Source organism: Streptomyces sp. NPDC014734 (genome assembly GCF_043083325.1).
GTDB lineage: Bacteria > Actinomycetota > Actinomycetes > Streptomycetales > Streptomycetaceae > Streptomyces.
Genome location: NZ_JBIBYN010000024.1, coordinates 1 through 26,455, shown reverse-complemented (window position 1 = coordinate 26,455; position 26,455 = coordinate 1). Strand labels below are relative to the sequence as shown.

Below are 26,455 nucleotides of genomic sequence, written 5' to 3'. Positions count from 1 at the left end.
GGATGTCGGCGCACACGCGGGTATCGGCACATCCGTAGGTGAAGGTCGGGAACCGACATGAGTTTGCGTCTCTATCTGGACAGCGTCCGGCAGCCCCGCACGCCGGACGGGTCGAAGGGTGAATGGGGCGATTTCCTCGACGGGACGATGGAACTGGAGGCCAAGAACTGGCCGCCGCTGCTGTGGTGGGCGATGTTCGGCTCCGGAAACCTCCTGGAGGCGCGGATCGCCGACACCGAGGACGCCGGTACCCATGAGCACGCGGAGTTGCTGAGCGAGTGGGGCGACGCCACCTACCCGTATCTGGTGGTCGACCAGCGGACGGCGCTGTCACGACTGCGCGCCCGACGGCAGGGACTGGTCGGTCGGCTCGGCGCGCAGTTCTCGCCTCTCTACGACGAGTTCGTCGCGCTCATCGACGCCAGGTTCGGCCCCTATGTGCTGCTGCGGACTGCGGCGTTGGCCGATGGCGGTGAAGGCGGTGTTCGTCTGCTGTTCGAGGAGACCCTGGCCGACTTCGAGCGCCTCGATGCCGGTCACGACCCGGCGGCCGGTGGACGGGTGGAGGGACTGATCTCGGATTTCCGGCGGTGGCAGCACACGGACCCGGTCTGGCTGCTCTCCGGTATCGGCGACGGATGGCCGACCGCCGCGCTGCGCGAGCGGTACGCCACCGCTGCGGGTGGACGGTCATCCGGTCGGAGCGCCGGGCGGTCCACCGCCGGGCGCTGGGTGTGGGGCCTTCTCGTCGTGGTCGGCGGCATCGGTGCGTACGTGCTCACCGGAAGCATCTGGCCGGTCGTCGTCGCGTTCGGCGCGGCCCTGGCCGTACTGGCGGCAGGGTTCGTCCGGCGACGGAGGTGATCGGGCGGGCCCGCACGGCGGGTCGGACAACCGGCACGTGATCACCGCCCGGCCGCAGCCGTCGAGCGGAAGCGGTTCCGTTCGAGGGTGGACACGCGTGGTCCTGCTGAGTCGCTGCGGTGTCGTACATCTTCTGCGTGTCGATGGGATCGCGGCCCGTGGGTCCTGGTTGCACATCATGGAGTTGTAGCCTGCACACATGGTCAATGAGTTCGGGGTGCGACTCGGCTCCGGGGCCGCGCGCCTGTTGGCCCGGCTCGGGCGCACCGAGATCCGTCCAGGGCTGACGGAGCCGGAGTTGACCGGCATCGAAGCGCGGTTCGGGTTCACGTTCGCCGACGACCACCGCGCTTTCCTCGTGGTGGGCCTGCCCGCGGGAGAGGGGTGGCCCGACTGGCGCCACGGCGATGCCGCCCTGCTCCGTTCCTGGCTCGGCAGGCCGGTGGAGGACGTACTGTTCGCGGTGGCGGAGGCGGACTTCTGGTATCCGGCCTGGGGTACTCGCCCTGCCGGCCAGGCAGACGCCGTGGCGGGCGCGAGGGCGCATGTGGCGTCAGTACCGCAACTGGTTCCGGTCTACTCCCATCGCTACCTGCCTGCCGGTCGGGAAACTTTTGCTCACCCGGTGTTGTCGATCCGCGGCGCCGACGTCATCCCCTACGGATACGACCTCATCGATTACGTGCATCAGGAGTTCGGCGTCCCGCAGGGCGGAACCGAGGCAAAACGACAGGTCGTTGACGCCACAGCAACGTTCTGGGCGGACTTCCTGTCCTGGTCGAACCAGGCAGGGCAAGGGGCACAGGTCCGCGCCGCCGGGACGACCACGTGTCCGCCCTGATCGCGTGCACGCCCACAAGGCATACGCCTCCTGTGCGGGACCGGCAGGCCGTGCGGCAGACCTTCGGAGAAAGAAACGACCATGGGGGATGTGCAGTTGGCGTGGCAGCGATTGGTGGACTGGCTGGAGACGAATGCACCGAAGACTGCGTCGTCGATCCTTGCTCCCGCTCCGCCGTCAGCGATCACTGCGGCTGAGGAGCGCATGTGCGTCGTCTTCCCGGCCGAGCTTCGGACGTGGCTCCAGGCGTCCGGGGCCGACAAGGACCCCGAGGGCGTCATGGAGGGGGTCATGCCCGGCAACCGCGATGTGCTGGGACTCGCGGCCATGGAGCGGACGTACCACTTCAAGATGGAGATCGAGCGCGACGACCCGTCCGACGATCCGGAGTTTCCCTTCTGGCATGAGCAGTGGATTCCGATCGTCTCGGACGATGACGCTTGTTACGGCAAGTTCCTGGATGCGCGTAGCGGTCAGATCGGTTCATTCGGCGATGGAGATGCGCCGGCCTTCGGAGTTCACGAGTCACTGACCGTTCTGTTCAGCGAGACCGTTGTCCTCATGGAACAGATTTCTGCGGGGGCGCGGGACGCACCTGGACGTGTTCAGGACGGCAGGCTGATCTGGGACCGGTGATCGGCCCGCGCCGTGAACCTTCGCCGCACCGTTCGGGATCCGCTCAAGGATCCCGCCCCAGCCTCCGTCCCAGCCCCATGGCCCACTCCCCCAGCAGGTCGAAGTCGTCGACGGTGAGTCCTCGCCGGGGGTCGATCCGGTGCAACAGCGCCGGACCGTCGTGGTGCTCCCGCACCCAGGCCCGGTCCGCGTCGGTGATCTCGTCGTCGATCCAGGCGAACACGCGTCCCTCCGCCCACGCGACGATCTGCGGTGTCTTCCAGAACACCCCGCCCGCCGTCGGCTCGGGACGCTCCGGATCCCAGGCTATGTAGGGCAGTTCCGGCAGCCCGAGAACCGGTGCGACATAGACGTTGGCCTCTTCCTCCCATGTCGTCGCCCAGACCAGCTCGAAGGGAAGCCCGGTCAGCGCCGACCCGTGATCGGGATTGAGCCACACCCGCAGGGGCCTCACCGGCTTGTCCGGCAGCCCGCGCCCGATCAGCCGTCGCCTCTCGGCGGCCACCCAGCGAGGCGTCAGCAACCGGTGCGTCTCATAGCCCGGCGGCCGACGGCACGGCTTCGCGGCATACGGATTGAGCGGCCCGTCCACATCCACCAACAGCGTCGGGCGCACCGGCCCACCCCCTCCGTCGTCTCTGCTTCGCAACGTACTGCTCCGGGACGAAGCCAACCAGCGGGGTTCTCGGCACCCCACGAATTCTCCGGGACTCCGGGCGATCTCCGGCACCCCACGGAATCTCCGGAACGCGGCACCGCCCTGCCCCTGTACGTCCCCATGAGAAGGTCGTACGCATGATCGAGACGTGGACCTTCATCGAGGGCACTGCGCCGGTGACGGTGACGGCAGCCGAAACCGTGGACGAACTCGCCGACAGGATCGCCGCCGGAAAGCTCGAATCGTGGCTGACCAGCTCGGCGGGACGGCGCCTCGCCGTCGTCACGAACACCGAACGGGCGATGGTGATGCTCCTCGACCACGTGGGCGACCCCGGCGAACACGCGACGGACCCGGGGGCCGAGGACTGGAGCGAGGGCTTCGTCCTGGAGAACGGCCAGAACGACGAGTACCCCGACGAGGACACGGTCCCGCTCGACGAGGCGTTCCGGATCATCCGCCACCTCCTCGCCCACGGCACCCCGCCCCCGGACGCGTCATGGACCGTCGACCGCTGAGTAACGGGCTGGGGAGCGACACGACGCACCAACTGCGCCCGTGACACGTACAGTTCTCTTGTACGGGTCATACGCGCGTGACGTACGCGCATCGGTGGGAGTTCGATTCGTATGCACCCCAGCACCGGTAAGCGCAGGCGCAAGAACGCCTCCGCAATGAAGCTCGTGGGCAAGTTGGTCGCCCTGTTCCGCATCGCGAACGGACTGACCCAGCTCCAACTCGCCCAACTCGTGGGCTACCAGGTGGAGACCATCGCCTCCATCGAACAGGGCCGACGCCCCCTGAAGCTCGATCTGGCCCAGCGACTGGACGAAATCCTGCGCACCCAGGGCGCGTTGGAGACGGCGGTCGACAACATGCCGGAGGTCGACCTCATCCCCGCATGGGTCGAGCGCTACCTGGACCTGGAACAGGAGGCCCTCGCCCTCTCCTGGTACGACAACCAGGTGCTCCCCGGGCTCCTCCAGACCGCCGCCTACGCCGAGGCGGTCTTCCGCAACCGCATCCCCGCCTACAGCGAGGAGGAGATCGCGGTCCAGACCGCGAGCCGCGTCCAGCGCCAGGAGATCCTGCACCGTCCCTCGCCCCCGACCACCAGCTTCGTCATCTGGGAACCGGTCCTCACGCTCCAGCTCCTCGACGCCGGGAAGCGCCGCGAGCAACTGCGGCATCTGCGGGCCTGCGCCGGACTCCCCGGCCTCTGCCTCCAGGTCCTCCCGCTGAACAGCCGCACCCACGCGGGCCTCAACGGCCCCTTCACCCTCCTGGAGACCCCGGACTTCCAGCACCTCGCCTACTCCGAGACCCAGCGCGGCAGCCAGCTCATCGCCGATCCCGACGAGGTGAGCATCCTCACCCAGAGGTATGCGATGCTGCGAGCTCAGGCCCTCAACCCCGAAGACACCGTGGGCCTGTTGGACCGTCTGCTGGGAGAGCAATGAGCAGCACACTTGAGTGGTTCAAGTCCAGCTACAGCGGCGACGACGGCGGCCAGTGCCTCGAAGTCGCCTACGACTGGCACAAGTCGAGCCACAGCAACGACGATGGCGGGGCCTGCGTCGAGGTCGCCGCCCACCCCGCCGCCATCCACATCCGCGACTCCAAGAACCCCGACGGCCCCGTCCTCACCGTCACCCCCACCACCTGGACGACCTTCGCCACCCACGTCGGCAACTGAACGGCGCAACCGGTCCCACGGGCCCCACCCGCCCACGGGACCGGCCCACCACCCCCGCGCACAGCCCGATGTCAGTGTCCGCCCGTACGCTCACCACCATGGCGACGCTCCCGAACCCGCTCCCGTCCCTGGCCACTTCAGGGCTCCAGCTCCCGCCCGGCTCCCTGGTGGACACCACCATCGACGGCACCTGGCACGAACCCCTGCTCTGGTACACCGACGCGCCCGCCACCTCAGGCGCCTGGAACCAGCTCCGCACGGCAGGGCGGCCCCTCGGGCTGCTGCCCGTGCTGATCGACGGCGGACGACGCGACCAGTGGCCCGACGACTGGGACCTCATCCCCGAGGACATGTCCTACCCCGGCGACCACGACGCCGAGGAAATCCTCGCCGAGTACTGGGCGGACTGCGCCCCCGAGGAGCTCGACGCCGCCCACGCCGCCTGGCCCGGCCTGGCCCCGGCCGTCGCCGACACCGGCTCCACCCTCTCGCCCGACGCCGAGGCCGCCGAACTCGCCGCCCTGTTCACCGGCCCGGAGGGCTTCTTCCCCACCGTCCGTGCGGCGCTCGTCCCGGCCCGCCGCAGCGCGGACATCCCGGCGGCCATCGGCTGGTCCGGCCCGCTCAACTACGAGAACGACACCGCCAAGCTCAGCGCCGTCCTCCGCTCCTGGGAGGACCGCTACGGCATACGCGTCCTGATGCTCGGCTTCGACACCCTCACGGTCTCCGTCGGCCGCCCGCCCACCACCATGGACGAAGCACGGGCGCTCGCCGCCGAACACTTCGCGTTCTGCCCAGACAACATCAACCAAAGCCCGCCCTACGACCTCGACGACTACGCCGAGAAGTCCATCCTCGACCAGACGACCTGGTCCTTCTGGTGGGACTGACCCCCGGGTTCACACGATTCTTCCCCCCCCTCCGACCGGATCTGCCCGCCCGGAGGGGGACACCGGTCAGTAGTCGAAGGCGGCAAGGTGTCGGTGCAGCAGACCGCTGATGGCCTCGCGGCCCCCGTCAGTGGGAAGCAGCGAAGGAGTGTCCTCCCCGTTCGCCATGGCGAGGCTGCTCGCGAAGCGCACGACGTGTGGTGCCGGGACGAAGGAGTCGCGGAGCCAGAGGGCGAAGACGGCGGCCTCGTCGGCGGTCACGTCGGTGAGGGTGATGTAGGCATATCCGGGACCGGTGAGCGCCGCGGTCCCATCCACCCAGACGTCGGACGCCAATTCGATCTCGAAGTCGAGCACGTTCATCCCGTGAATGCCGGATCTCCGGTACCCAATGGTCGGCTCGGGGAACGCCCCTCGCAGAGCCCTTTCCAAGGACTCAAGCGTGGCGTGCCAGGATCCGCCGTCACCCTCGGGGGGATAGAAAGCGAAATTCGTCCGGATATTGCGTTCGGTGGCCATGGGTTTCCTTGCTCTCAAGGTACATAGCGTGTCGAGCCAGGCGTACCCGTCATCGCCATCATGGACTGCCCGTAGGCGGCGTTGTCCCTGCCGTTGGTCGCGATCTCCAGTCCTCTTATCTCGCTGTTCATGGGATTGGCCATGGCTTGCTTGTAGCGGACGAGTTCTTTCTCGTCTCCCGCGTACATGGAGTCGACGACAGGGTCCCACGAGATCGCTCCCTGCTTGTTGATCTTGACGGGCTTGGTCAGCGTCTCCTCCACGCGGTCGAGAGTGCGGAAGCTCTTCTTCGTGCAATCCGGATCCCGCACGTGCTTGGCCTCGACGAGGTGTCCGTCGAGGGGGCGTATGCCGTCCACCATCAGTCCACGCTTGCTCCCGAGCAAGGGCACTTCCCTCTCGGGGTAGCCGGCGACTCGGAGCTGGTATGCATTGTCCGGAGCTCCAGGACCACCGCCGCCCGCGAGGCCACCGGGCCGAAGGCCGTTCATCCACGCACGGAATTGCCGCTGCTCCGGAGCCGTGAGCAGATGGGTCGTACCCGGAACTGGCGGAATGGGGTCAGCAAAGGGAATGGTCGAGTCGACCGGGTTGATCATTGGTGCCAGGGCCGGTACCTGACCTGCGTAGGACGCGAGTACAACCGGAACCGGTATGGGTGCGGGCACGGGTATGAGAGGTGGCAGAAGCGGCAGTCCCGGGACGACGGGCGACGGCGCATCCGCGCTGGGGAGCTTGATGCGAGCGACGGAGGAGTCCAGCGCGTGCCCCACGGAGCCGAGGTCCCTGATCCAGGAGTCACCGAGCACGGCATCGAGCAGTCCGCCGTCGTATCCGTTGCCTCCGAACATCGGCTGATCCCAGGGCATGTCAACCGCGAAGAGGTCGGTCTTGTGCTGAGTGATCTTCTCCTTCGCCTCGGACACATGGTCGGCGTACCGGTCGCAGGCCTTGGCGATCTGCGTACAGGCGGCCACGAGGTTGGTCACCAGCGGCTCATCGTCCTGGGCCTTCGCCGGAGGGCACGTGAGGCCGACGGAGTACTTGACGTACTGCTGAAAAGCGTTGGAGGCCTGACCGGAGTGTGCCTTGCTCGCCGTCAGAGCGTAGGTCTGGGCATCCTCCAGAAAGCGCTGCATGAGAACGCCTGCATGACGCCAGGAGCCGACGACGTCCCGGATCTTCTCCGGTGAGCCACGAAACCGATCACCGCGCCCCACGGGGGCGTATTGGTCGTACCATGCGGTCTCCCCTACCACTTCGGGGAGTTCCTGGCCCAGCCCAAGGTAGTTCTCCGTGCAGTCGGCCCCTGGGTCTCCCATGCCTGTAGTGAGATCGGCCTGCCGCCCCAGGAAGGCGGCGGCCAATCGGCTCTCCTCGGCCATGAACTCACGGGCATTGCGCATCAACCCCTTGCTCGTCTCGCCCAGGACGTACGAGCTGAAGCCCATCTTGTCGAGTGTGGTGGAGGCCGCCGATACATACACCTTGGCGAACGCCCGGCCTGCGTCGTCGTCCCCGGCCATCCCGTGTTGCCGTCCCAATTCACGGCTCAAGGCGATGGCCGTGTCACGAGCTCCCCGCATCGTGTCGAGAAGTCCCATGGACCCGCGGATCATGCCTTCCGCGATGAACTTGAAGTCCGGTACCGGTCCAGTCATCGTTTCCCCCTGCCGACCTGAATCGTCAACCTACCGGCCCATCGCAGTGCTCACCCCGTCGAGGCGCGGGCTCTGATCGCTGAGCGCTTCATTTCTCCGACTGACCACCAGCAGAACGATAGGTACGCGCACTCATGTACCCGTCAGATAAGCCGCGTTGACTCGCACACATGACCGACCCTCTCATCAGGAACGCCACGAGCACCGCGGCCCGTACACCACGCGCCTGGATCGCCTCGCTGGTCTCCACGATCGTGACGCTTCCGCTGTCGTGCCTCACGCTGTTCTTCGCCGGGCTCTCGCCCATGGCCTGCGACTCCTGCGTGGAAGCCGCGGCCCACCGCTTCGACGCGAGCTTCGAGCCCGCCTGGACGGTGCTCAACTGCGGTCTGGTGTCGGCGCTGATCGCCCTGGTGGCGAGCTGGGCATTGTGGCGGCGCAGGCCACCGGCCGGCCTCGGGCTGGCCGTGCTCGCCCCCGCAATCGTGGTACTCGCCGCGTTGCTGTTCACGGGCATGGTCGACTGGCCCTGACAGGAGCCCGCAGAAGCCCCGGAGAAGGAAACCGCCCGTGCCACAGCCCCCGAACGACCTTCACCGCCTCGTCGAGGAGTTCCGCGCCCTGCCCGCCGACGACGACCGCCGCCGGGAGATCGTCGCCGAACTGGGCACCGACGACACCGCAGTCGACGCGGCGCCCTTCCTCGCCTCCGTCGTCGGCGACCCGCACGCGTACGACCTGGCCCGGGTCGAGGCCGCCACGGTCCTGCGCCTGTGGCCCCCGTCCGACCCCGCCACCGCCCGTACCGTCGCCCGCGCCCTGCTGACCGCGCTCGGCGACCGTGACGAGGACCTGGTCCGCCAGTACGCCGCCGAGGCACTCGGCCCGTACGCCGACGACCCCGCCGTTCACCAGGCGCTGGCCGCCGTCGTACGGGCGGAGGACGAAGACGTCCTGGTCCGCCACAACGCCCTGGCCGCCGTCGAGAGCGCGGGACCGGACGACGCCCGCGCGGACATCCTGCGCGCCCTGGTCCACGATCCCGAACTCGGCCGCGCGGCGACCCGCGTCCTCACCGCCTGGGGCCGCACGGCAGGACCCACGGCCTGAGACGCGTCCGGGGCCGCCCGCCGCGTCACCGGGGCGCGAGCTGGTCCCGTACCCACAGCACCGCCGCCGTGACCAGGGAGACGACCCCCGCGAGCAGCACCCAGATCCCCGCGCGATACGTGGTGACCTCGAACGCGGAGGCATGCACCCGCACGCCTCACACGTCCACTCCACCCGTGCCGCCCCGTCCGAAGGCCCCCGTACCGGGGCCGGGCTCAGCGCCCGCCCAGCCGCTGCGCGACCTCCGTCGCCCAGTAGGTCAGGATCATCTGCGCACCGGCCCTGCGGATGCCCGTCAGGCTCTCCAGGATCGCCGCCTCCCGGTCGATCCAGCCCTTCTCGGCGGCGGCCTCGATCATCGCGTACTCGCCGCTGATCTGGTACGCGGCGACCGGCACGTCCACCGCGTCCGCGACCTTCGCGAGGATGTCCAGGTACGGTCCGGCCGGCTTGACCATGACCATGTCCGCGCCCTCTTCGAGGTCGAGCGCCAGCTCGCGCAGCGACTCGCGGGCGTTCGCCGGGTCCTGCTGGTACGTCTTGCGGTCGCCCTTCAGCGACGAGCCGACCGCCTCACGGAACGGGCCGTAGAACGCCGAGGAGTACTTCGCGGTGTACGCGAGGATCGACACGTCCTCGTGGCCCGTCTGGTCCAGCGCGTCCCGGACCACCCCGACCTGGCCGTCCATCATGCCGCTCGGGCCGACCACATGGGCGCCCGCGTCGGCCTGGACCTGCGCCATCTCCGCGTACCGCTCCAGCGTGGCGTCGTTGTCGACCCGGCCGTCGGCGGTCAGCACGCCGCAGTGCCCGTGGTCGGTGTACTCGTCCAGGCACAGGTCCGACATGACGACGAGGTCGTCACCGACCTCCTCGCGCACCGCGCGCAGACCCGCCTGGAGAATGCCGTCCGGGTCGGTGCCCGCCGTGCCCCGGGCGTCCTTCTTCTCGTCCGTGGGGACACCGAAGAGCATGATCCCGGAAACCCCCGCCGACACCGCCTCGACGGCGGCCTTCCGCAGCGTGTCCAGGGTGTGCTGGTGGACGCCGGGCATGGCCGAGATGGGCACGGGGGCATCGATGCCCTCGCGTACGAACGCGGGCAGGATCAGGTTCGCCGCGTCGAGCCGTGTCTCGGCGACCATGCGCCGCATCGCCGGGGTCGTCCGCAGCCGCCGGGGGCGGGAGCCGGGGAAGTTTCCGTACACAGTCATGCTTCGAGACTAGACCCGTACACATCACCGACTTACCGACACCGGTGCCGGAAAAACCGAGCGAAACGGACAGGAGCCCGGCTGCCGGAGGACACCGTCGGCCGGCAGGAACACTGCCGGCCGACAGGCGCCCCGAAGCAACCGGGCCCCTCATTCGCCTCGCGGGCGGATCACGTCGTCGAACGACGCCTCCGCGCCCCCGGACGCCGCTCGCTCGGCCGGGTCACCGGGTCACCGGCCTCCTTCGCCGCGTCCCGGCGTCGCGCGCCGAACTCGGCGAGGGCCTCGGCGAGCTTGTGCACCGAGGGTTCCGGCGACAGCACGTCGACACGGAGCCCGTGCTCCTCCGCGGTCTTCGCCGTCGCCGGGCCGATACACGCGATCACCGTCACGTTGTGCGGCTTGCCCGCGATGCCGACGAGGTTCCGGACCGTCGACGACGAGGTGAAGAGGACCGCGTCGAACCCGCCGCCCTTGATCGCCTCGCGGGTCTCGGCCGGCGGCGGCGAGGCGCGGACCGTGCGGTACGCGGTGACGTCGTCGACCTCCCAGCCCAGCTCGATGAGCCCCGCCACCAACGTCTCGGTGGCGATGTCGGCGCGCGGCAGGAACACCCGGTCGATCGGGTCGAAGACCGGGTCGTACGGCGGCCAGTCCTCCAGCAGACCGGCGGCGGACTGCTCACCGGACGGCACCAGGTCCGGCTTCACACCGAAGTCGACGAGCGCGGCGGCGGTCTGCTCACCGACGGCGGCGACCTTGATCCCGGCGAAGGCACGGGCATCGAGCCCGTACTCCTCGAACTTCTCCCGGACCGCCTTCACCGCGTTGACGCTGGTGAACGCGATCCACTCGTAGCGACCCGTGACCAGGCCCTTGACCGCGCGCTCCATCTGCTGCGGAGTGCGCGGCGGCTCGACGGCGATCGTCGGGACCTCGTGCGGCACGGCACCGTAGGAACGAAGCTGGTCGGAGAGCGACGCCGCCTGCTCCTTGGTCCGCGGGACGAGCACCTTCCAGCCGAACAGCGGCTTGGACTCGAACCAGGCGAGCTGGTCGCGCTGGGCGGCGGAGCTGCGCTCACCGACCACGGCTATGACGGGCCGGTGCCCCTCCGGCGACGGCAGCACCTTCGCCTGCTTCAGAATCTGCGCGATCGTGCCGAGGGTCGCCGTCCAGGTGCGCTGGCGGGTCGTCGTACCGGCCACCGTCACGGTCAGCGGGGTGTCGGGCTTGCGGCCCGCCGAGACCAGCTCGCCGGAGGCGGCGGCCACCGAGTCCAACGTCGTCGAGACGACGACCGTGGCATCGCTCGCGCCCACCTCGGTCCAGCAGCGGTCCGAGGCGGTACGCGCGTCGACGAACCGGACGTCGGTGCCCTGCGCGTCCCGCAGCGGCACACCGGCGTACGCGGGCACGCCCACGACGTTGGCGACACCCGGCACGACCTCGAAGGGAATCCCGGCGGCGGCGCAGGCGAGCATCTCGGCACCGGCGTCACCGTCCAGCCCCGGGTCGCCCGAGACCGCACGGACGACCCGCCTGCCGCCCTTCGCTGCCTCCATGACAAGATTGACCGCATCCCTGAGAACGGGGACCCCGGCGGCTGTTGACTGTGCGTCAACAACCGTCAGCTCGGGTGCGCTCACGCTCGCCCGCGCATGGCAGCGAACGACACCGAGGACGTCCGGCTCGGCGACAAGAACGTCCGCGCTCGCAAGCGCCTCGACAGCGCGCAGGGTCAGCAGTCCCGGATCGCCGGGACCGGCACCCAGGAAGGTGACGTGCCCTGAAGCGGACACGGCCGGAAAGTCGGATGCGGCGGGGCCGGTGGGGCTCAAAGTGCTCGCTCCCCCATAAGACCGGCCGCGCCCTTGGCAAGCATCTCGACCGCGAGTTCGCGACCGAGCGCCGCCGCGTCGTCGTGCGACGTGGGAACGGGACCGGTGGTGGACATCTGTACCAGCGAGGAACCGTCGGTGGACCCGACGACACCGCGCAGGCGCAGTTCGTTGACAGCCTGTCCGTCGACCAGGAGGTCGGCCAGCGCACCCACAGGTGCGGAGCAACCGGCCTCCAGGGCGGCGAGCAGGGCACGCTCGGCGGTCACGGCGGCCCGGGTGACCGGGTCGTCGAGCTCTCCGAGCGCGGCGGCGAGGTCCGCGCTGGTCTCAGCGCATTCGATCGCCAGTGCTCCCTGGCCGGGAGCGGGCAGGACGGTGTCGAACGACAGGAAGTCGGTCGCCTCGCCCGTCCGGCCGAGGCGGCTGAGCCCGGCCGCGGCGAGTACCACCGCGTCCAGCTCCCCGCTTCGGACAAATCCGATCCGCGTATCGACGTTGCCCCGGATCGGCACCGTCTCGATGTCGAGACCGTGGCTCCGGGCGTACGCGTTGAGCTGCGCCATACGACGCGGCGAGCCGGTGCCGATCCGGGCACCGGACGGCAGTTGCGCGAGGGTCAGCCCGTCCCGCGCCACCAGTACGTCACGCGGATCCTCGCGCTGCGGTACGGCGGCCAGGACCAGGCCCTCGGGCTGGGCGGTCGGCAAGTCCTTGAGCGAGTGGACGGCGAAGTCCACCTCGCCGCGCAGCAGCGCCTCGCGCAGCGCGGCGACGAACACGCCGGTGCCGCCGATCTGCGCCAGGTGCTCGCGGGAGATGTCGCCGTACGTGGTGACCTCCACGAGCTCGACGGCCCGCCCGGTCACCTCGCTGACCGCGTCGGCGACGAGGCCGGACTGCGCCATGGCGAGCTTGCTGCGCCGGGTGCCGAGCCTCAGCGGCCGGTCGGCATCCGTGCCCAGGGGTGTGTTGTCGGTCATGACCGCCCTCGATTCGGGTCGTTCAGGTCTGCCCGGGAGACGGCGGCGACCGTCTGCGGGTCGAGGTCGAAGAGTTCCCGCAGCGCGTCGGCGTACCCGGCGCCGCCGGGCTCGCTGGCGAGCTGCTTGACCCGCACGGTGGGCGCGTGCAGGAGCTTGTCGACGACGCGGCGCACCGTCTGGGTGATCTCGGCGCGCTGCTTCTCGTCGAGGCCGGGGAGGCGTCCGTCGAGCCGGGCGATCTCGCCCGCGACCACATCGGCGGCCATCGTGCGCAGCGCGACGACGGTCGGGGTGATGTGGGCGGCCCGCTGGGCGGCGCCGAAGGCGGCCACCTCGTCCGCGACGATGGTGCGCACCCGGTCCACGTCGGCGGCCATCGGGGCGTCCGCGGACGCCTCGGCGAGCGACTCGATGTCGACGAGGCGCACCCCGTCGAGGCGGGCGGCGTCGCCGTCGACGTCGCGCGGCATGGCGAGGTCGAGCAGGGCGAGGCGGACGGGCCCGGCGTTCTGAGCGGGCACGATGGCCCGGCGCACGGCCTGGCGGACCGTTCCGTCGGAGCCGTTCTCCACCCAGGCCGCGTGCCGGTCGGGGTCGGCGGGCGGCGCCGGGACGGACGCGACGGGCGCCTCGCGCACCGGATCGAAGGGCAGGCCGAGCGCCCCGGCGACCGCCTCGGCGGTCAGCACCAGACCGGTGGCCCCGGTGCAGGAGACGACGATGTCGGCACGTGTAAGTTCATCGGGCACCGCGGCCATCTCGACGGCGCGGGCGACCACTCCGGTGCCACCGGGCTGACCCAGGATCTCGACGAGCCGGTCGGCGCGGGCCCGGGTCCGGTTGGCGACGGCGATCTCGGCGACACCGGCGCGGGCCAGGGTGGCGGCGGCCAGCGAGGACATCGATCCGGCACCGATCACCAGGGCGCGCTTGCCCCCCGCCCAGTCGGCGACGTCCGCACCGGTCGCGAGCTGTTCGAGGCCGAAGGTGACGAGCGACTGCCCGGCCCGGTCGATCCCGGTCTCGCTGTGGGCGCGCTTGCCGACCCGCAGCGCCTGCTGGAACAGGTCGTTCAGCAGCCGTCCCGCGGTGTGGAGCTCCTGGCCCAGCGCCAGCGCGTCCTTGATCTGGCCGAGGATCTGCCCCTCGCCGACGACCATCGAGTCCAGCCCGCAGGCCACCGAGAAGAGGTGGTGGACGGCCCGGTCCTCGTAGTGCACATAGAGATACGGAGTGAGCTCGTCCAGGCCGACGCCGCTGTGCTGGGCGAGGAGCGTGGACAGCTCGGCGACGCCGGCGTGGAACTTGTCCACGTCGGCGTACAGCTCGATGCGGTTGCAGGTGGCCAGCACGGCGGCCTCGGCCGCGGGCTCCGCGGCGAGGGTGTCCTGAAGCAGTTTGGCCTGTGTCTCGGCGGCCAGCGAGGCCCGCTCCAGTACGGAGACGGGGGCGCTGCGGTGACTCAGCCCTACGACGAGAAGACTCATGCCGGCATCACGGCGGGCATGTCCCCGTCAGGTCCCTTGCGGTCGCCGACAGCCGGGCGCGCGGGAGGCGCGGCCGGGTCGGGGGTCGCCTCGGAGGTGTCCTCGACCGACTTGCGCTGCTCGTGGAAGGCGAGGATCTGGAGCTCGATGGAGAGGTCGACCTTGCGGACGTCGACTCCGTCGGGCACGGAGAGCACCGTCGGCGCGAAGTTCAGGATGGAGGTGACGCCCGCGGCGACGAGCCGGTCGCAGACCTGCTGCGCGGCACCGGCCGGGGTCGAGATGACGCCGATCGACACGCCGTTGTCGCGGACGATCGCCTCCAGGTCGTCGGCGTGCTGGACGGGAATCCCGGCGACGGGCGTTCCGGCCATCGCGGGATCGGCGTCGATCAGGGCGGCGACCCGGAAACCGCGGGAGGCGAAACCGCCGTAGTTGGCGAGCGCGGCGCCGAGGTTGCCGATACCGACGATCACGACCGGCCAGTCCTGGGTGAGCCCCAGCTCGCGGGAGATCTGGTAGACGAGATACTCGACGTCGTACCCGACCCCGCGCGTCCCGTAGGAGCCCAGGTAGCTGAAATCCTTGCGGAGCTTGGCGGAGTTGACCCCCGCCGCCGCGGCGAGTTCCTCGGAGGAGACCGTGGGTACCGATCGCTCGGAGAGCGCGGTCAACGCGCGCAGATACAGCGGAAGCCGAGCGACGGTGGCCTCGGGAATTCCTCGGCTACGGGTCGCCGGTCGGTGAGTTCGGCCAGTTGCCACGGTGCTCCTGCGGGATGAGCGGGGCTGCAGGCGGCCGTATGTCACATGACCGCCCCGTCGAATGCAGGCTATGTCTTTGTGAACGCGTGCACAAAGATAGTGTCCGTTTTGTCCGGTCAACGTGACCGGGGTCACGCACATTCGTCGAGCAATTCCGGAACCGAAGACGGCATCGGCCCGTTGCGGACCCGAAGGGGACAAAGCGGCACACACTCCTCACTGATGCTCCCCCGAGACCACTCAAAACGCCCATGATGGTAACCGGCTTTTCCTCACGAACCCAGTGCGTCACGCAGCCTCACCGGGTCCACCCGCCAGAACGTGTGCTGTTCGTTATCAATCAGCACCACCGGGATCTGTTCCCAGTACGCCCGGTGCAGCTCCTCGTCCTGCGTGATGTCCCTCTCCTCCCAGGACGCACCGGTCTGCGCACACACCTCGCGGACCACGGCCCTGGCGTCGTCGCAGAGGTGGCACCCGGGCTTGCCGACCAGCGTCACCATCCGGTCGGCGGGGTTCTTCTTCGTACGTCGGAACAAGGCGCTCATGCCTTCATTCTGCGCCGAGGCGCAACAATGCCCCGCACACACCCGCCGCACACCCACCACACGCACGCGCACACCACACGCACGCGCACACCACACGCACAAGAGTTCACGGCACGGCATCCCGGCAGGTCGGGAAGGAACGGACCGGGTGGCTATGCTCACGGCATGGCCGCTCTTGGATGGCTCACACCCCGTAGGCGCCCCGCGACAGCGCGGAGCGTACTGGCAGGCGAGGCCGCAGCTGAGGCAGCGCGGAAGGCCTCCCTGCGCAACGAACACCCCGACGACCGGTCCCCCAGCACCGAGAACCCCACCGCCCCCGCCCGCACGAAGAAGACGAAGGCCGCGAAGGCCACCGCGCCGCGAACGGGCGCGGACGAGCAGGCGGAGAAGGCCGGAAAGCAGGCGGAGAAGGCCGGGAAACAGGCGGAGAAGCGGGCCGGCAAGGAGAAGGAGACCGAGGAACCCCCCTTCCCCGTCGCCGGCGACGACCGGGCCGCCGCCTTCTTCGACCTGGACAACACAGTGATGCAGGGCGCGGCGCTCTTCCACTTCGGCCGCGGCCTGTACAAACGGAAGTTCTTCCAGCGCCGCGAGCTGACCCGGTTCGCCTGGCAGCAGGCGTGGTTCAGGCTGGCCGGCGTCGAGGATCCGGAACACATGCAGGACGCCCGCGACAGCGCGCTGTCGATCGTCAGGGGCCACCGCGTCTCCGAACTGATGGCGATCGGCGAAGAGATCTACGACGAGTACATGGCCGACCGCATCTGGCCCGGCACCCGCGCCCTGGCCCAGGCCCATCTGGACGCCGGACAACGGGTCTGGCTGGTCACCGCCGCCCCGGTGGAGACGGCGACGATCATCGCCCGGCGCCTCGGCCTGACCGGCGCGCTCGGCACGGTCGCCGAATCCGTCGACGGCGTCTACACCGGCCGCCTGGTGGGCGAGCCGCTGCACGGCCCCGCGAAGGCCGAGGCGGTCCGCGCCCTGGCGGCGGCCGAGGGCCTCGACCTCGACCGCTGCGCGGCGTACAGCGACTCGCACAACGACATCCCGATGTTGTCCCTGGTCGGCCATCCGTACGCGATCAACCCGGACGCCAAGCTCCGCAAGCACGCCCGCGCCCTCGACTGGCGGCTGCGGGACTACCGGACGGGCCGCAAGGCGGCCAAGGTCGGTATCCCGGCCGCGGCCGGCGTCGGCGCCCTGGCGGGCGGCACCGCCGCCGCCGTCGCCCTGCACCGCCGCCGCTGGCGCTGACGCACACCTGTTCACCGAACGGCGCCGCGCACCCCCGGGTGCCCGGTGCCGCTCGGCCACGCCCGGACACCGCCACCGATCGGATCCCCATACCCGCCGACCGCTCCGGCCAGTCGGCCTTCACCCACTCGGCCACAACCCGTCGCCCCCACCGACAGATCACGAAGTAATCCGATCAATAACCGGTCACGATGTGCGACTTGATGCATCGATTATTCGCTACAGAAGCGACGTAATCGGTGATTTGTGCAACTGGGTGTAGCACTGCCTGTACGAAGCGTTATTCTCCTCAGACGCATTCCGAAACCCCTCACTCACTACGACGAGTGAGGTTTCCCCACTGAACGTGATGGAAGCTCTGCCTCTGGGAGTCCCGTGTACCCACACGTCGGGGTTGACGCCTCGGGCCTGGCTACGCTGCGCGCAACGGTCGCCGACTGCTTGCGCGGCTTCGTCCCCACCGCGTACGCCGTACCCGCATTCGCCACCCCTGCGCCAGTCGGCCCCTGCTACGCCATGGCCGAACGCGGTGCGGCGGTCGGAAGACGCAGCAACCGCGGCGCAACAACCACGTCCACCGTCCGCCGTCCCACCGCCGACAGTGACAGCGCGCGCATGATGGAGCTCGTCGAGCGCGCGCAGGCCGGCGAGGCCGAAGCCTTCGGCCGCCTCTACGACCAGTACAGCGACACCGTCTACCGCTACATCTACTACCGCGTGGGCGGCAAGGCGACGGCGGAGGACCTCACCAGCGAGACCTTCCTGCGCGCCCTGCGCCGCATCTCGACCTTCACCTGGCAGGGCCGTGACTTCGGTGCCTGGCTGGTCACGATCGCGCGCAACCTCGTCGCCGACCATTTCAAGTCAAGCCGCTTCCGGCTGGAGGTGACCACCGGCGAGATGCTCGACGCCAACGAGGTCGAGCGCAGCCCCGAGGACTCCGTTCTGGAATCCCTCTCCAACGCCGCGCTCCTCCAAGCGGTGCGGCGGCTCAACCCCCAGCAGCAGGAGTGCGTCACCCTGCGCTTCCTCCAGGGCCTCTCGGTCGCCGAGACCGCGCGCGTCATGGGAAAGAACGAAGGCGCGATCAAGACCTTGCAATACCGCGCCGTCCGCACCCTGGCCCGGCTCCTGCCGGACGACGCCCGCTGACCCCTCCACCCGGCACCACCCGCACCACCGTCTCACCCGTCTCACCCGTCCCGGATCGTCCCGGACAACCACCCGGGCCGATCACCCCGAACACACGCCCCGAACACACGTCCCGACACCCGAACGTGTCACTCCCGGCGACGCCGCCTTCACGCAAAGTCCGATCACCCTTCTTGCGTAACCCAAGTGCCGCGCCTCTCGTTGTGTCGGTTGCAGGCCCCCTGTAGTCACCCATGTCCGCCGACACTCACTCTTTCGTGTGGAAGCGCTCAAGGTGTACAACCTTCCGGATCCCCAGGGGACTCGACCGTCATGACGAGAGGAGGTGCCGCCAGTGATCGCAAACGTTTCGGCACACCGGCGGGCGAACGCCTTCGCCCAGGCCCTGGAGGAGTCGCCGCCCCGCGGTGCGGCGTCCGCACAGCCCGAGGAATCGGCCGAACCGGCCGACCACGGACCGCTGTTGGCCCTGGCGAACGGCCTCGGTGAGCTACCGCGACCGGAGTTGGACCCCGAAGTCAAAGTGGTGCAGCGAGCCCAGCTCGTCGCCGCCATGGAAGCCATGTTCGCCGAGGGCCGCGCGCCCGCGGGCCCTACCGTGCCCGAGCAGCGGACGAAGGGCTCCCACCGGGCCTCCCCGCTCCGGAAACTGCGCCCGCGCTCGCGCTGGACGAAGGGCCTCGCGGCCGGCGGGCTCACCGTCGGTGTCGCGGCGGGGGCCTTCGGCGGGGTGGCCGCTGCCAGTTCCGACGCCCTCCCGGGTGATTCGCTGTACGGGCTCAAGCGCGGCATGGAGGACATCCACCGCGGGATGGCCAGCGGCGACGCCGACCGCGGCGAGGTCTACCTCGACCAGGCCTCGACCCGGCTCAGCGAGGCCCGCCGCCTGATGGAACGCGCCCGTACCGGCCACCTCGACCACGAACAGCTCGGCGAGATCCGGCGCGCGCTCAACGGCATGACGCACGACGCCACCGAGGGCCACCGCCTGCTCCATTCGGCCTACCAGCGGGACGGCGCCATCGGCCCCATCCAGACCCTGGAATCCTTCTCCCGCTCGCACCGCGAGAGCTGGAGCAGTCTGCGCGAACGGCTGCCCCTTCAGCTGACCGATGTCGGCGAGAAGGTCAGCTCGGTGTTCGACGCCATAGACGAAGAGGTCGGACCACTGCAATCGCTGCTGCCCAGGCCCCCGGGCAGCAGCAGCGCTGCGGAGCGGTCGGACACCGGCGACCGGCGCGGCACGCCGTCCCGTACGGGCCACTCCGCCCCCTCGGCGCCGAACCCGTCGCAGGACCGTACGGGCGACAGCACAGCTCCGGCCCCGTCCGGATCCGGCAGCACACCGGTCGACGGTCTGATCTCCGGCGGCGCGGACGGCCTCCTCGGCACCCCGCCCCCGGACACCGCCCCGTCGGCCGGCGACCGGAACAGCCCTTCCGGGGCCCCGGACGTGACCCTGCCCCCGCTCCTCCCCGGCCTGCTCCCCGGTCTGGGAATCAACAGCGAGAACCTGAACGACTGACACGTCGCACCTCGATCACATCGCTCCTCGATCGCCGGGCTCCCCGAGCCGGCCCGGCGATCGGGGCCCGTGCATCGTCGAGCGCCGACGCACCGCATGGCTCAGAAGAACACCGACCTCCGCTGCACCAACAGCTTGTACAGCGTGTGCTGGATCTGTTCCCGCACCTGATCCGTCAGGTTGAACATCAGCATCGGATCGTCCGCCGCCTCCAGCGGGTACCCGCTCGTGGAGATCGGCTCCCCGAACTGAATCGTCCACTTCGTCGGCAGCGGCACCGCGCCCAACGGCCCCAACCAGGGGAACGTCGGGGTGATCGGGAAGTACGGGAAGCCCAACAGCCGGGCCAGGGTCTTCGAGTTGCCGATCATCGGGTAGATCTCCTCCGCCCCCACGATCGAGCACGGAATGATCGGTACCCCGGCCCGCAGCGCCGTGGAGACGAAACCGCCCCGGCCGAATCGCTGCAGTTTGTACCGCTCGCCGAACGGCTTGCCGATGCCCTTGAAGCCCTCCGGCATCACCCCGACGATCTCGCCCCGGCCCAGCAGCCGTTCCGCGTCCTCGGTGCACGCCAGCGTGTGCCCGGCCTTGCGGGCCAGTTCGTTGACCACCGGGAGCATGAAGACCAGGTCGGCGGCGAGCAGCCGCAGATGCCGCCCCGCCGGATGGTTGTCGTGCACGGCGACCTGGAGCATCAGCCCGTCGAGCGGAAGCGTCCCGGAGTGGTTGGACACGATCAGCGCGCCGCCCTCGGACGGGATGTTCTCGATGCCCTTCACCTCGACCCGGAAGTACTTCTCGTACATCGGCCGCAGCATCGACATCAGGACCTGGTCGGTGAGTTCCTCGTCGTACCCGAACTCGTCGACGTCGTACTCACCGGTGACCCGCCGCCGCAGGAACGCGAGTCCCCCGGCGATCCGCCGCTCCCAGCCGCCGTCCCCGGCCGGCCCGGTCCCGTCGGCCTCTCCGGCACCCGGGCGATCCTGCTCCGGCGGCTCGGCGTCCAGTTGCCCGGGAAGGGCGCTGACGGCCGCGGTACCGACCGCGGAGGCGGCGGAGTGCGCGGGGGAGCGGCGTCGCGCGGAACGCGGTGAACCGCCCGGCCGCGAACGGTCGTCGTCGAACGGGATGATCTTGGCGTCCGCCATCGTCGATGCGCTCCTCTACCTGGCACTGGGGGGCGGGGACGTGTCGCCCGCCCCGGTGGTTCGCACAACCTCACCGGACGGCCCGGCGCCCACCCCGGCGGCCAACCGGTCGACCGCCCGGCCCACGGCCTCCGGCGGCAGCAGTCCGGCCCCCCGGCTGAGCGCGAACTGCGCGAACGTCTCCGCGGTGCTGAACTCCGGGTCGAAGCCCAGCGTCTCGCGCATCTGGACCGTCGAGACCACCCGGCCGTGGGTCAGCAACCGGATCTGCTCCGGCGAGAAGTCCGTCATGCCGACCCTGCGCAGCGCCTGGCCGACCCAGGTGACGGCGGGCAGCAGCAACGGCATCGTGGGCCGCCCCAGCCGCCGCGCGCACTGCGAGAGCAGCAGCACACCGTCCCCGGCGATGTTGAAGGTGCCGCTGTTCAGCGTCCCGCGCCTCGGTTCGCGCGAGGCGATGCCCAGGACGTCGACGACATCGTCCTCGTGCACGAACTGGAGCCGGGGGTCGTACCCGAACACCGTCGGCAGCACCGGCAGCGAAAGGTAGTCGGCGAGCGGCGAATCGGCTTCCGGCCCCAGGATGTTCGCGAACCTGAGCACGCACACGGCGACGTCCGGCCTGCGGCGCGCGAAGCCCCGCACATACCCCTCGACCTCCACCACGTCCTTGGCGAAGCCTCCGCCGGGCAGCGACTTGGGCGGGGTGGTCTCGGTGAAGACCGCCGGATCGCGGGGCGCGGAGCCGTACACGTTCGTGCTGGACTTGACCACCAGCCGCCGCACGCTCGGCGCCTTCTGGCAGGCCCCGAGCAGTTGCATGGTTCCGATGACGTTGGTCTCCTTGACCGTCGTCCGGCCTCCCCCGGTGCCGACCGTCTTCGCCGAGACGTCCAGGTGGACGACCGTGTCGACGGCGTGTTCCGCGAGGACTCTGGCAATCGCGGGCTGGCGGATGTCCGCCGCGACGAACCGGGCGTCGCCCAACCGATGACCGGGCGCGACCGCGTCGACGGCGATCACCCGGTCCACCTCCGGATCACGCTGGATGCGCCGCACGAACCGGCCGCCCAGTTTCCGGGCCGCTCCCGTGACCAGCACGACCTTCCCCAAGATCAGCGCCCTCCGTCGAAAGGTTTCCCCTGGCCGTCACCGTAGCGGGTGGATGTTGCCCTGTGATGACCTCTCGGCGGGCCGCCGTCGAGTCTTTGGCCCGAATGCGGGCACCCGGCCCCACGGCCCACCCCGCCGCAACGCACCGCAGCCCTCCCGCCACATCGGCGGGAGGGCTGCGGATTCACGAACTGCGTTCGCCTACTTCTTGTTGCGACGCTGAACGCGCGTGCGCTTGAGCAGCTTGCGGTGCTTCTTCTTGGCCATCCGCTTGCGCCGCTTCTTGATAACAGAGCCCACGACTACCCTCGCTCACTTCTCTTCACTGGTGCGGGGCGTCTGGGCCCACACGACCTACGTCGGCCTAGCCTACCCGCCACCGCGTGAGGGACGTAATCCGAGGCGAATATCAGGCGGATTCCACCCCTACAAAGGACTCGCGGAGATACTCGTGAACCGCTTGCTCCGGAACCCGGAAGGACCTGCCCACCCGGATCGCCGGCAGATGACCGCTGTGCACCAAACGGTACACGGTCATCTTCGACACCCTCATGACCGCGGCGACTTCCGCCACGGTCAGGAACTTGACCTCGTTGAGAGGCCTCTCGCTGCCAGCAGCCATGACTCACCTGTACCTTTCGCACGAGACGCGCACCGGCTTCCCCTCCGGTGACTCTTCGTCGTTGTGCGCTCACTCCCCAGGTTAGGGGCGGGTGATGCGAGTGGGGAAGAGGAGAGATGATCGGCCGCCTACTGTGACAGACACGCCCGATTGAGTACATAGCGAGTGAGCGGCCGTCGGCTCGTGGACGGTATGGAGACGCGGGCGAAACGGCGACCGGCACCCGCCCCCCGGCTTCCCGACGGACGGCCCCGGGCCGCCCCTGCCCGTCCGCCCGATCGCCCCGGCACCCGGCCCGACCTGGCCCGCAGGCCCACCCACGATCCCCGCCACCGGCTCCGGAACCCTCCGCGGCCGACTCCGCGGCACCTCGTGCCGGCAGTGGCGCGTGGGCGTGTGCGCCGGTGCGACCACCCGGAGCCCGTGCGCCTCGCCCACGCACCATCGCGACTCCCCGTACGTAGTCGAACTGGCGCGTACGTACGCCGAACCGGGTCGGTATGTCGATACATCGCCCCTGCGTGGGGCTGAGTACGGCACAGCCCGCCGCTGACAAGGCGTCTGCCGATACTGCGTAGACACAGGACACCCGGTGCGGTGCCCCGTCCCGGACGGCACCGGCTCGGGCGGGGTCGCGGACCGGTTTCCCCGACGCGGACACGGGCCCGTGGGCAACTGCCCGACGGAGCGGGGCCGACCGGCCGTCCCCCGCCGCCCGTACCGGCCGGCGGAGCCCTTCTCAGGCCAGCAGTCCCCGCAGCGGGAACGCCGCCCGCCTGGTCGCCAGCACCGCCTGGTCCAGCCGGTCCGCGGGGTCGTACCCCTCCTCCCAGGGCTTCCAGGAGGGGGTACGACCGTCCGTCATCCGGGCCGGTCCGAGCTGCCGGGTCCTGGCGTACACCTCGTCCCGCCACGACGACGGGATCACCGTCCCGGGGTCCACCGGCGCGTGCGCGGCGATCCCGACCAGATGCGTCCAGGAGCGCGGCACCACGTCGACCACCGCGTAACCGCCGCCGCCGAGCGCGACCCAGCGCCCGCCCTCCGCGTACTGGTGGGCCAGGTCGTGGCAGGCCGCCATCACCGCCCGCTGCGCGTCCAGCGACACGGCGATATGGGCGAGCGGGTCCTCGAAGTGCGTATCGGCCCCGTGCTGCGTGACCAGCACCTGCGGCCGGAAGTCCGCGAGCAGTTCGGGCACCACGGCGTGGAACGCCCGCAGCCACCCCGCGTCGCCCGTACCGGCCGGCAGCGCCACGTTCACCGCACTGCCCTCGCCCGCCCCCACCCCGGTCTCCTGCGGCCAGCCGGTATGCGGGAACAGCGTCCGCGGGTGCTCGTGCAACGACACGGTGAGAACCCTCGGGTCCTCGCGGAACGCCGCCTCCACCCCGTCGCCGTGGTGCACGTCGACATCGACGTACGCGATCCGCTCGGCACCCAGTTCCAGCATCCTCGCGATGGCGAGCGCCGGATCGTTGTACACGCAGAACCCCGCGGCCCCACCCGGCATGGCGTGGTGCAGCCCGCCCGTGAAGTTGACGGCGTGCGTGGTGTCCCCGCGCCACACGGCCTCGGCGGCGGCCACCGACTGCCCGGCGATCAGCGCCGACACCTCGTGCATCCCCGCGAACGCCGGATCGTCGACCGTCCCGAGACCGTAGTTCTGGTCGGCATGCCTCGGATCCGCAGAGGCGGCCCGCACGGCGGCCACGTAGTCCTCGCGGTGCACCAACCGCAGCGTGGACTCCCCGGCGGGCCTGGCCGACACCACGTCGACCACCCGGTCGAGACCGAACGCCCGCACCAGCCCCATCGTCAGGGCCAGCCTCACCGGGTCCATCGGGTGGCTCTCCCCGAAGTCGTATCCCGTTACTGCGTCATCCCACATCAGCTGTGCGCGGCCGCTCATGCCCGCCACCGTATCGGGCGGGTGACACCCCGAACGACTTGGCGTACCCGAGCGTCGCGAGCACCAGCACCATCGGCACGAGCATCGCCCCGCGGTAGCTCCAGGCGTCCCCCAGCGCCCCCACGAGCGGCGATCCGACCAGGAATCCCACGTAGTTGAACACGTTGAGCCGCGCGACGGCGGTGTCGCTCGCCCCCGGGAACATCCGCCCCGCAGCGGCGAAGGTCTGCGGCACGATCACGCACAGCCCCAGCCCCAGCATCGTGAAGCCGAGCATCCCGACCCACGCCCCGCCGGCCACCGCCACCACCACGAACCCGGCGGCCGCCAGCACGCTCCCGAACCGCACCACGGCCACCGCCCCGAACCGCCGCACCCCGAAGTCCCCGACAGTCCGCCCCAGCAGCGTCGTCACCATGTAGAGGTTGTACGGAACGGTCGACAGCTGCTCCGAACTGCCCAGCACGTCCTTGAGGTACTTGGCACTCCAGTTGGAGACCGTCGAATCCCCGATGTACGCGAAGCTCATCACCAGACAGAGCGGCATCAGCAGCTTGAACGACACCGACGCGGCGGCCCCCTTGCCCGGCTCCTGCGTCGAGGTCCCGCCCGGCACCCCGCCCTCGGTGTACCACCGGCTGCCCACGAACGCGGCGGGCAGCAGCACCACCACCGCCGGCAGGTACGACGCCGGCAGCGAGAGGTGCCAGTGCACCCCGGCCCACGCCATGGACGCCCCGGCGATCCCGCCCAGGCTGTACGCGGCGTGGAAGCCCAGCATGATGGAACGCCCGTAGGCCCGCTGGAGGCTGACTCCCATCATGTTCATGGACGCGTCGAGCGCCCCGACCGAGAGCCCGAACACCGCGAGCGCGAACGCCGCCTCCCACAGCGCGTCACCGGCCCCGGCACCGAGCAGCGCGAGCATCACCACGGGCTGCGCCCACCGCAGTACGACGCCCGGCCGCACCCGCGCGACCACCTTCTCGGTGACCACGCTGCCCACACCGGCCAGGATCGGCACCGCGGCCAGGAACACCGGCAGCAGCCCGCCGGATATCCCGTACCGGTGCTGGATCGCGGGTATCCGTGTCACGAGCAGAGCGAAGGTGACTCCCTGCACGAAGAAGCTCAGCGCGAGGGAGGTCCTGCCGTGCCGCAGCCGGGCGTCTGTCATGGCCACTGTCATGGCCGCGAGCGTAAGGCCAGTCTCTACCCGTGGGTAGATGGATCACGCGAGCAATTCACGCAGTTGGTTCATGTCCGAGAAGTGCCCGTTCACCCCGGCGAGCCGGTCCGCGGGCATCATCGACGTGAACCCGTACACATCCATTCCCGCGGCCCTGGCGGCCTCCACCCCGAGCGGGCTGTCCTCGATGACGACGCACCGCTCGGGAGCGACCCCCATCCGTTCGGCCGCGTACAGGAACAGGTCGGGCGCCGGCTTGCCGCGCCCGACGTCGTCCACGCTGAAGATCCAGTCCTCCTCGAACCACTGGTCCAGCCCGGTCTTGCGATGCCCGACCCTGATCCGTTCATGACTGCCGGATGAGGCCACGCAGTAGGCCACACCGTCGGCGACCAGCTCCGCCAGCACATCGGTGACGCCGGGAACGGGCTCCAGCTCCTGCTGGAACGCGGCGAAGACCCGGGCGTGCAGCGTCTCGTCGAAGTCGTCGGGCAGCTTCTCCCCGGTCCGCTCCCCGACGAGATCGTGCACCCGGTGCACGGCGGCCCCCATGTAGTCCCGCAGGCTTTCCTGATACGACGTGGGGTGACCGAGCTCCGTGAGGTACTCGGCCAGGATCGTGTTGGAGATCGGCTCGCTGTCCACGAGCACACCGTCGTTGTCGAAGATGACCAGTTCGTAGCGCATGGTCCGAGAGTAGACGCTCAGAACGCAGAAAAGCCCCGTGCCACAAGGGCACGGGGCTTTCCCACAAAAGGAGTCCGGCGGCGACCTACTCTCCCACAGGGTCCCCCCTGCAGTACCATCGGC

At 70.0% G+C, this 26,455-nt stretch carries 29 protein-coding genes and 1 pseudogene; 12 read left to right on the top strand and 18 right to left on the bottom strand.

All coding sequences use genetic code 11. The features are described from left to right. Positions 1-57: 57 nt before the first annotated feature. The 3 genes from ACF1CT_RS30140 to ACF1CT_RS30130 all read left to right on the top strand — a co-directional run bounded on the left by ACF1CT_RS30140 (position 58) and on the right by ACF1CT_RS30130 (position 2,341). Positions 58-864, top strand: a complete 807-nt coding sequence (locus ACF1CT_RS30140; RefSeq protein ID WP_391787146.1) for a hypothetical protein — start codon at positions 58-60, stop codon at positions 862-864. Positions 865-1,063: 199 nt separating this feature from the next. Beyond that, positions 1,064-1,705, top strand: a complete 642-nt coding sequence (locus tag ACF1CT_RS30135) for a hypothetical protein (RefSeq protein ID WP_391787145.1) — start codon at positions 1,064-1,066, stop codon at positions 1,703-1,705. An 81-nt stretch (positions 1,706-1,786) separates the two neighbouring features. Then, positions 1,787-2,341 carry an SMI1/KNR4 family protein gene (locus ACF1CT_RS30130; protein WP_391787144.1) on the top strand — a complete coding sequence of 185 codons (555 nt, stop codon included), beginning with the start codon at positions 1,787-1,789 and terminating at the stop codon, positions 2,339-2,341. A gap of 43 nt (positions 2,342-2,384) precedes the next feature. Here ACF1CT_RS30130 and ACF1CT_RS30125 read toward each other — a convergent pair whose 3' ends face one another. Beyond that, positions 2,385-2,957 (bottom strand): hypothetical protein, encoded by a 573-nt coding sequence (locus ACF1CT_RS30125; RefSeq protein WP_391787143.1) that lies wholly within the window; start codon positions 2,955-2,957, stop codon positions 2,385-2,387. 179 nt (positions 2,958-3,136) lie between these two features. Here ACF1CT_RS30125 and ACF1CT_RS30120 point away from each other — a divergent pair, with 179 nt between their 5' ends. The 4 genes from ACF1CT_RS30120 to ACF1CT_RS30105 all read left to right on the top strand — a co-directional run bounded on the left by ACF1CT_RS30120 (position 3,137) and on the right by ACF1CT_RS30105 (position 5,588). Continuing rightward, complete coding sequence (locus ACF1CT_RS30120; RefSeq protein WP_391787142.1) at positions 3,137-3,517, top strand: Imm1 family immunity protein; 381 nt, start codon at positions 3,137-3,139, stop codon at positions 3,515-3,517. 156 nt (positions 3,518-3,673) lie between these two features. Continuing rightward, positions 3,674-4,459, top strand: a complete 786-nt coding sequence (locus ACF1CT_RS30115; protein WP_391787235.1) for a Scr1 family TA system antitoxin-like transcriptional regulator — start codon at positions 3,674-3,676, stop codon at positions 4,457-4,459. After that, positions 4,456-4,695, top strand: coding sequence for a DUF397 domain-containing protein (locus tag ACF1CT_RS30110; RefSeq protein ID WP_391787141.1), 240 nt, complete (start codon positions 4,456-4,458; stop codon positions 4,693-4,695). Before ACF1CT_RS30115 ends, ACF1CT_RS30110 begins: the two co-directional genes overlap by 4 nt. A gap of 98 nt (positions 4,696-4,793) precedes the next feature. Further along, complete coding sequence (locus tag ACF1CT_RS30105) at positions 4,794-5,588, top strand: DUF4253 domain-containing protein (RefSeq protein WP_391787140.1); 795 nt, start codon at positions 4,794-4,796, stop codon at positions 5,586-5,588. A 66-nt stretch (positions 5,589-5,654) separates the two neighbouring features. Here the strand turns inward: ACF1CT_RS30105 and ACF1CT_RS30100 are convergent, their stop codons facing one another. Both ACF1CT_RS30100 and ACF1CT_RS30095 read right to left on the bottom strand, forming a co-directional pair. Next, a complete protein-coding gene (locus ACF1CT_RS30100) occupies positions 5,655-5,951 on the bottom strand; it encodes a hypothetical protein (protein ID WP_391787139.1) in 297 nt (98 codons plus the stop codon). A gap of 170 nt (positions 5,952-6,121) precedes the next feature. Further along, positions 6,122-7,768, bottom strand: a complete 1,647-nt coding sequence (locus tag ACF1CT_RS30095; protein ID WP_391787138.1) for a restriction endonuclease fold toxin-2 domain-containing protein — start codon at positions 7,766-7,768, stop codon at positions 6,122-6,124. Between the two features lie 170 nt (positions 7,769-7,938). Here ACF1CT_RS30095 and ACF1CT_RS30090 point away from each other — a divergent pair, with 170 nt between their 5' ends. Together ACF1CT_RS30090 and ACF1CT_RS30085 are read left to right on the top strand one after the other, a co-directional pair. Beyond that, a complete protein-coding gene (locus ACF1CT_RS30090; protein WP_391787137.1) occupies positions 7,939-8,301 on the top strand; it encodes a hypothetical protein in 363 nt (120 codons plus the stop codon). Between the two features lie 37 nt (positions 8,302-8,338). Next, positions 8,339-8,878 carry a hypothetical protein gene (locus tag ACF1CT_RS30085; protein WP_391787136.1) on the top strand — a complete coding sequence of 180 codons (540 nt, stop codon included), beginning with the start codon at positions 8,339-8,341 and terminating at the stop codon, positions 8,876-8,878. 25 nt (positions 8,879-8,903) lie between these two features. Here the strand turns inward: ACF1CT_RS30085 and ACF1CT_RS30080 are convergent, their stop codons facing one another. From ACF1CT_RS30080 to ACF1CT_RS30050, 7 genes are all read right to left on the bottom strand, one after another. Then, positions 8,904-9,032 carry a hypothetical protein gene (locus ACF1CT_RS30080; RefSeq protein ID WP_391787135.1) on the bottom strand — a complete coding sequence of 43 codons (129 nt, stop codon included), beginning with the start codon at positions 9,030-9,032 and terminating at the stop codon, positions 8,904-8,906. 61 nt (positions 9,033-9,093) lie between these two features. After that, entirely contained in the window at positions 9,094-10,092 is a 999-nt protein-coding gene (hemB, locus tag ACF1CT_RS30075; RefSeq protein WP_391787134.1) for a porphobilinogen synthase, read from the bottom strand. A 170-nt stretch (positions 10,093-10,262) separates the two neighbouring features. Beyond that, positions 10,263-11,933 (bottom strand): uroporphyrinogen-III synthase, encoded by a 1,671-nt coding sequence (locus ACF1CT_RS30070; RefSeq protein ID WP_391787133.1) that lies wholly within the window; start codon positions 11,931-11,933, stop codon positions 10,263-10,265. Continuing rightward, the gene (hemC, locus tag ACF1CT_RS30065; RefSeq protein WP_391787132.1) at positions 11,930-12,916 is read right to left on the bottom strand and encodes a hydroxymethylbilane synthase; all 987 of its coding nucleotides are present in this window, start codon (positions 12,914-12,916) and stop codon (positions 11,930-11,932) included. The genes ACF1CT_RS30070 and hemC overlap by 4 nt, the downstream gene beginning before the upstream one ends. Beyond that, positions 12,913-14,406, bottom strand: a complete 1,494-nt coding sequence (locus ACF1CT_RS30060; protein WP_391787131.1) for a glutamyl-tRNA reductase — start codon at positions 14,404-14,406, stop codon at positions 12,913-12,915. The genes hemC and ACF1CT_RS30060 overlap by 4 nt, the downstream gene beginning before the upstream one ends. Then, positions 14,403-15,170, bottom strand: coding sequence for a redox-sensing transcriptional repressor Rex (locus tag ACF1CT_RS30055; RefSeq protein ID WP_391787130.1), 768 nt, complete (start codon positions 15,168-15,170; stop codon positions 14,403-14,405). Before ACF1CT_RS30055 ends, ACF1CT_RS30060 begins: the two co-directional genes overlap by 4 nt. A 272-nt stretch (positions 15,171-15,442) precedes the next feature. Further along, the gene (locus ACF1CT_RS30050) at positions 15,443-15,718 is read right to left on the bottom strand and encodes a glutaredoxin family protein (protein ID WP_391787129.1); all 276 of its coding nucleotides are present in this window, start codon (positions 15,716-15,718) and stop codon (positions 15,443-15,445) included. A 165-nt stretch (positions 15,719-15,883) separates the two neighbouring features. On the opposite strand from ACF1CT_RS30050, the gene ACF1CT_RS30045 reads away from it, so the two are divergent. From ACF1CT_RS30045 to ACF1CT_RS30035, 3 genes are all read left to right on the top strand, one after another. Further along, a complete protein-coding gene (locus tag ACF1CT_RS30045) occupies positions 15,884-16,978 on the top strand; it encodes an HAD family hydrolase (protein ID WP_391787128.1) in 1,095 nt (364 codons plus the stop codon). A 375-nt stretch (positions 16,979-17,353) separates the two neighbouring features. Then, complete coding sequence (locus ACF1CT_RS30040; protein ID WP_391787127.1) at positions 17,354-18,130, top strand: ECF subfamily RNA polymerase sigma factor, BldN family; 777 nt, start codon at positions 17,354-17,356, stop codon at positions 18,128-18,130. 334 nt (positions 18,131-18,464) lie between these two features. Next, on the top strand, positions 18,465-19,655 hold the full coding sequence (locus ACF1CT_RS30035; protein WP_391787126.1) for a DUF5667 domain-containing protein: 1,191 nt from the start codon (positions 18,465-18,467) through the stop codon (positions 19,653-19,655). Between the two features lie 101 nt (positions 19,656-19,756). On the opposite strand, the gene ACF1CT_RS30030 is transcribed toward ACF1CT_RS30035, so the two are convergent. The 8 genes and pseudogenes from ACF1CT_RS30030 to ACF1CT_RS29995 all read right to left on the bottom strand — a co-directional run bounded on the left by ACF1CT_RS30030 (position 19,757) and on the right by ACF1CT_RS29995 (position 26,332). Continuing rightward, positions 19,757-20,809 carry a 1-acyl-sn-glycerol-3-phosphate acyltransferase gene (locus ACF1CT_RS30030; RefSeq protein ID WP_391787125.1) on the bottom strand — a complete coding sequence of 351 codons (1,053 nt, stop codon included), beginning with the start codon at positions 20,807-20,809 and terminating at the stop codon, positions 19,757-19,759. Between the two features lie 15 nt (positions 20,810-20,824). Further along, on the bottom strand, positions 20,825-21,922 hold the full coding sequence (locus tag ACF1CT_RS30025) for an NAD-dependent epimerase/dehydratase family protein (RefSeq protein ID WP_391787124.1): 1,098 nt from the start codon (positions 21,920-21,922) through the stop codon (positions 20,825-20,827). A 201-nt stretch (positions 21,923-22,123) separates the two neighbouring features. Then, a complete protein-coding gene (locus ACF1CT_RS30020) occupies positions 22,124-22,222 on the bottom strand; it encodes a 30S ribosomal protein bS22 (RefSeq protein ID WP_003948845.1) in 99 nt (32 codons plus the stop codon). Positions 22,223-22,331: 109 nt separating this feature from the next. Beyond that, positions 22,332-22,544, bottom strand: coding sequence for a helix-turn-helix domain-containing protein (locus tag ACF1CT_RS30015; protein WP_335937133.1), 213 nt, complete (start codon positions 22,542-22,544; stop codon positions 22,332-22,334). 265 nt (positions 22,545-22,809) lie between these two features. Continuing rightward, positions 22,810-23,133 (bottom strand): annotated as a pseudogene (locus ACF1CT_RS30010) (phosphatase); the annotation flags it as partial. Positions 23,134-23,283: 150 nt separating this feature from the next. Beyond that, positions 23,284-24,456 carry an acetoin utilization protein AcuC gene (locus ACF1CT_RS30005; RefSeq protein WP_391787123.1) on the bottom strand — a complete coding sequence of 391 codons (1,173 nt, stop codon included), beginning with the start codon at positions 24,454-24,456 and terminating at the stop codon, positions 23,284-23,286. Next, positions 24,425-25,633, bottom strand: a complete 1,209-nt coding sequence (locus ACF1CT_RS30000) for an MFS transporter (protein WP_391787234.1) — start codon at positions 25,631-25,633, stop codon at positions 24,425-24,427. Before ACF1CT_RS30000 ends, ACF1CT_RS30005 begins: the two co-directional genes overlap by 32 nt. Before the next feature lie 54 nt (positions 25,634-25,687). Then, positions 25,688-26,332, bottom strand: a complete 645-nt coding sequence (locus ACF1CT_RS29995) for an HAD family hydrolase (protein WP_391787122.1) — start codon at positions 26,330-26,332, stop codon at positions 25,688-25,690. Positions 26,333-26,455 lie beyond the last annotated feature (123 nt).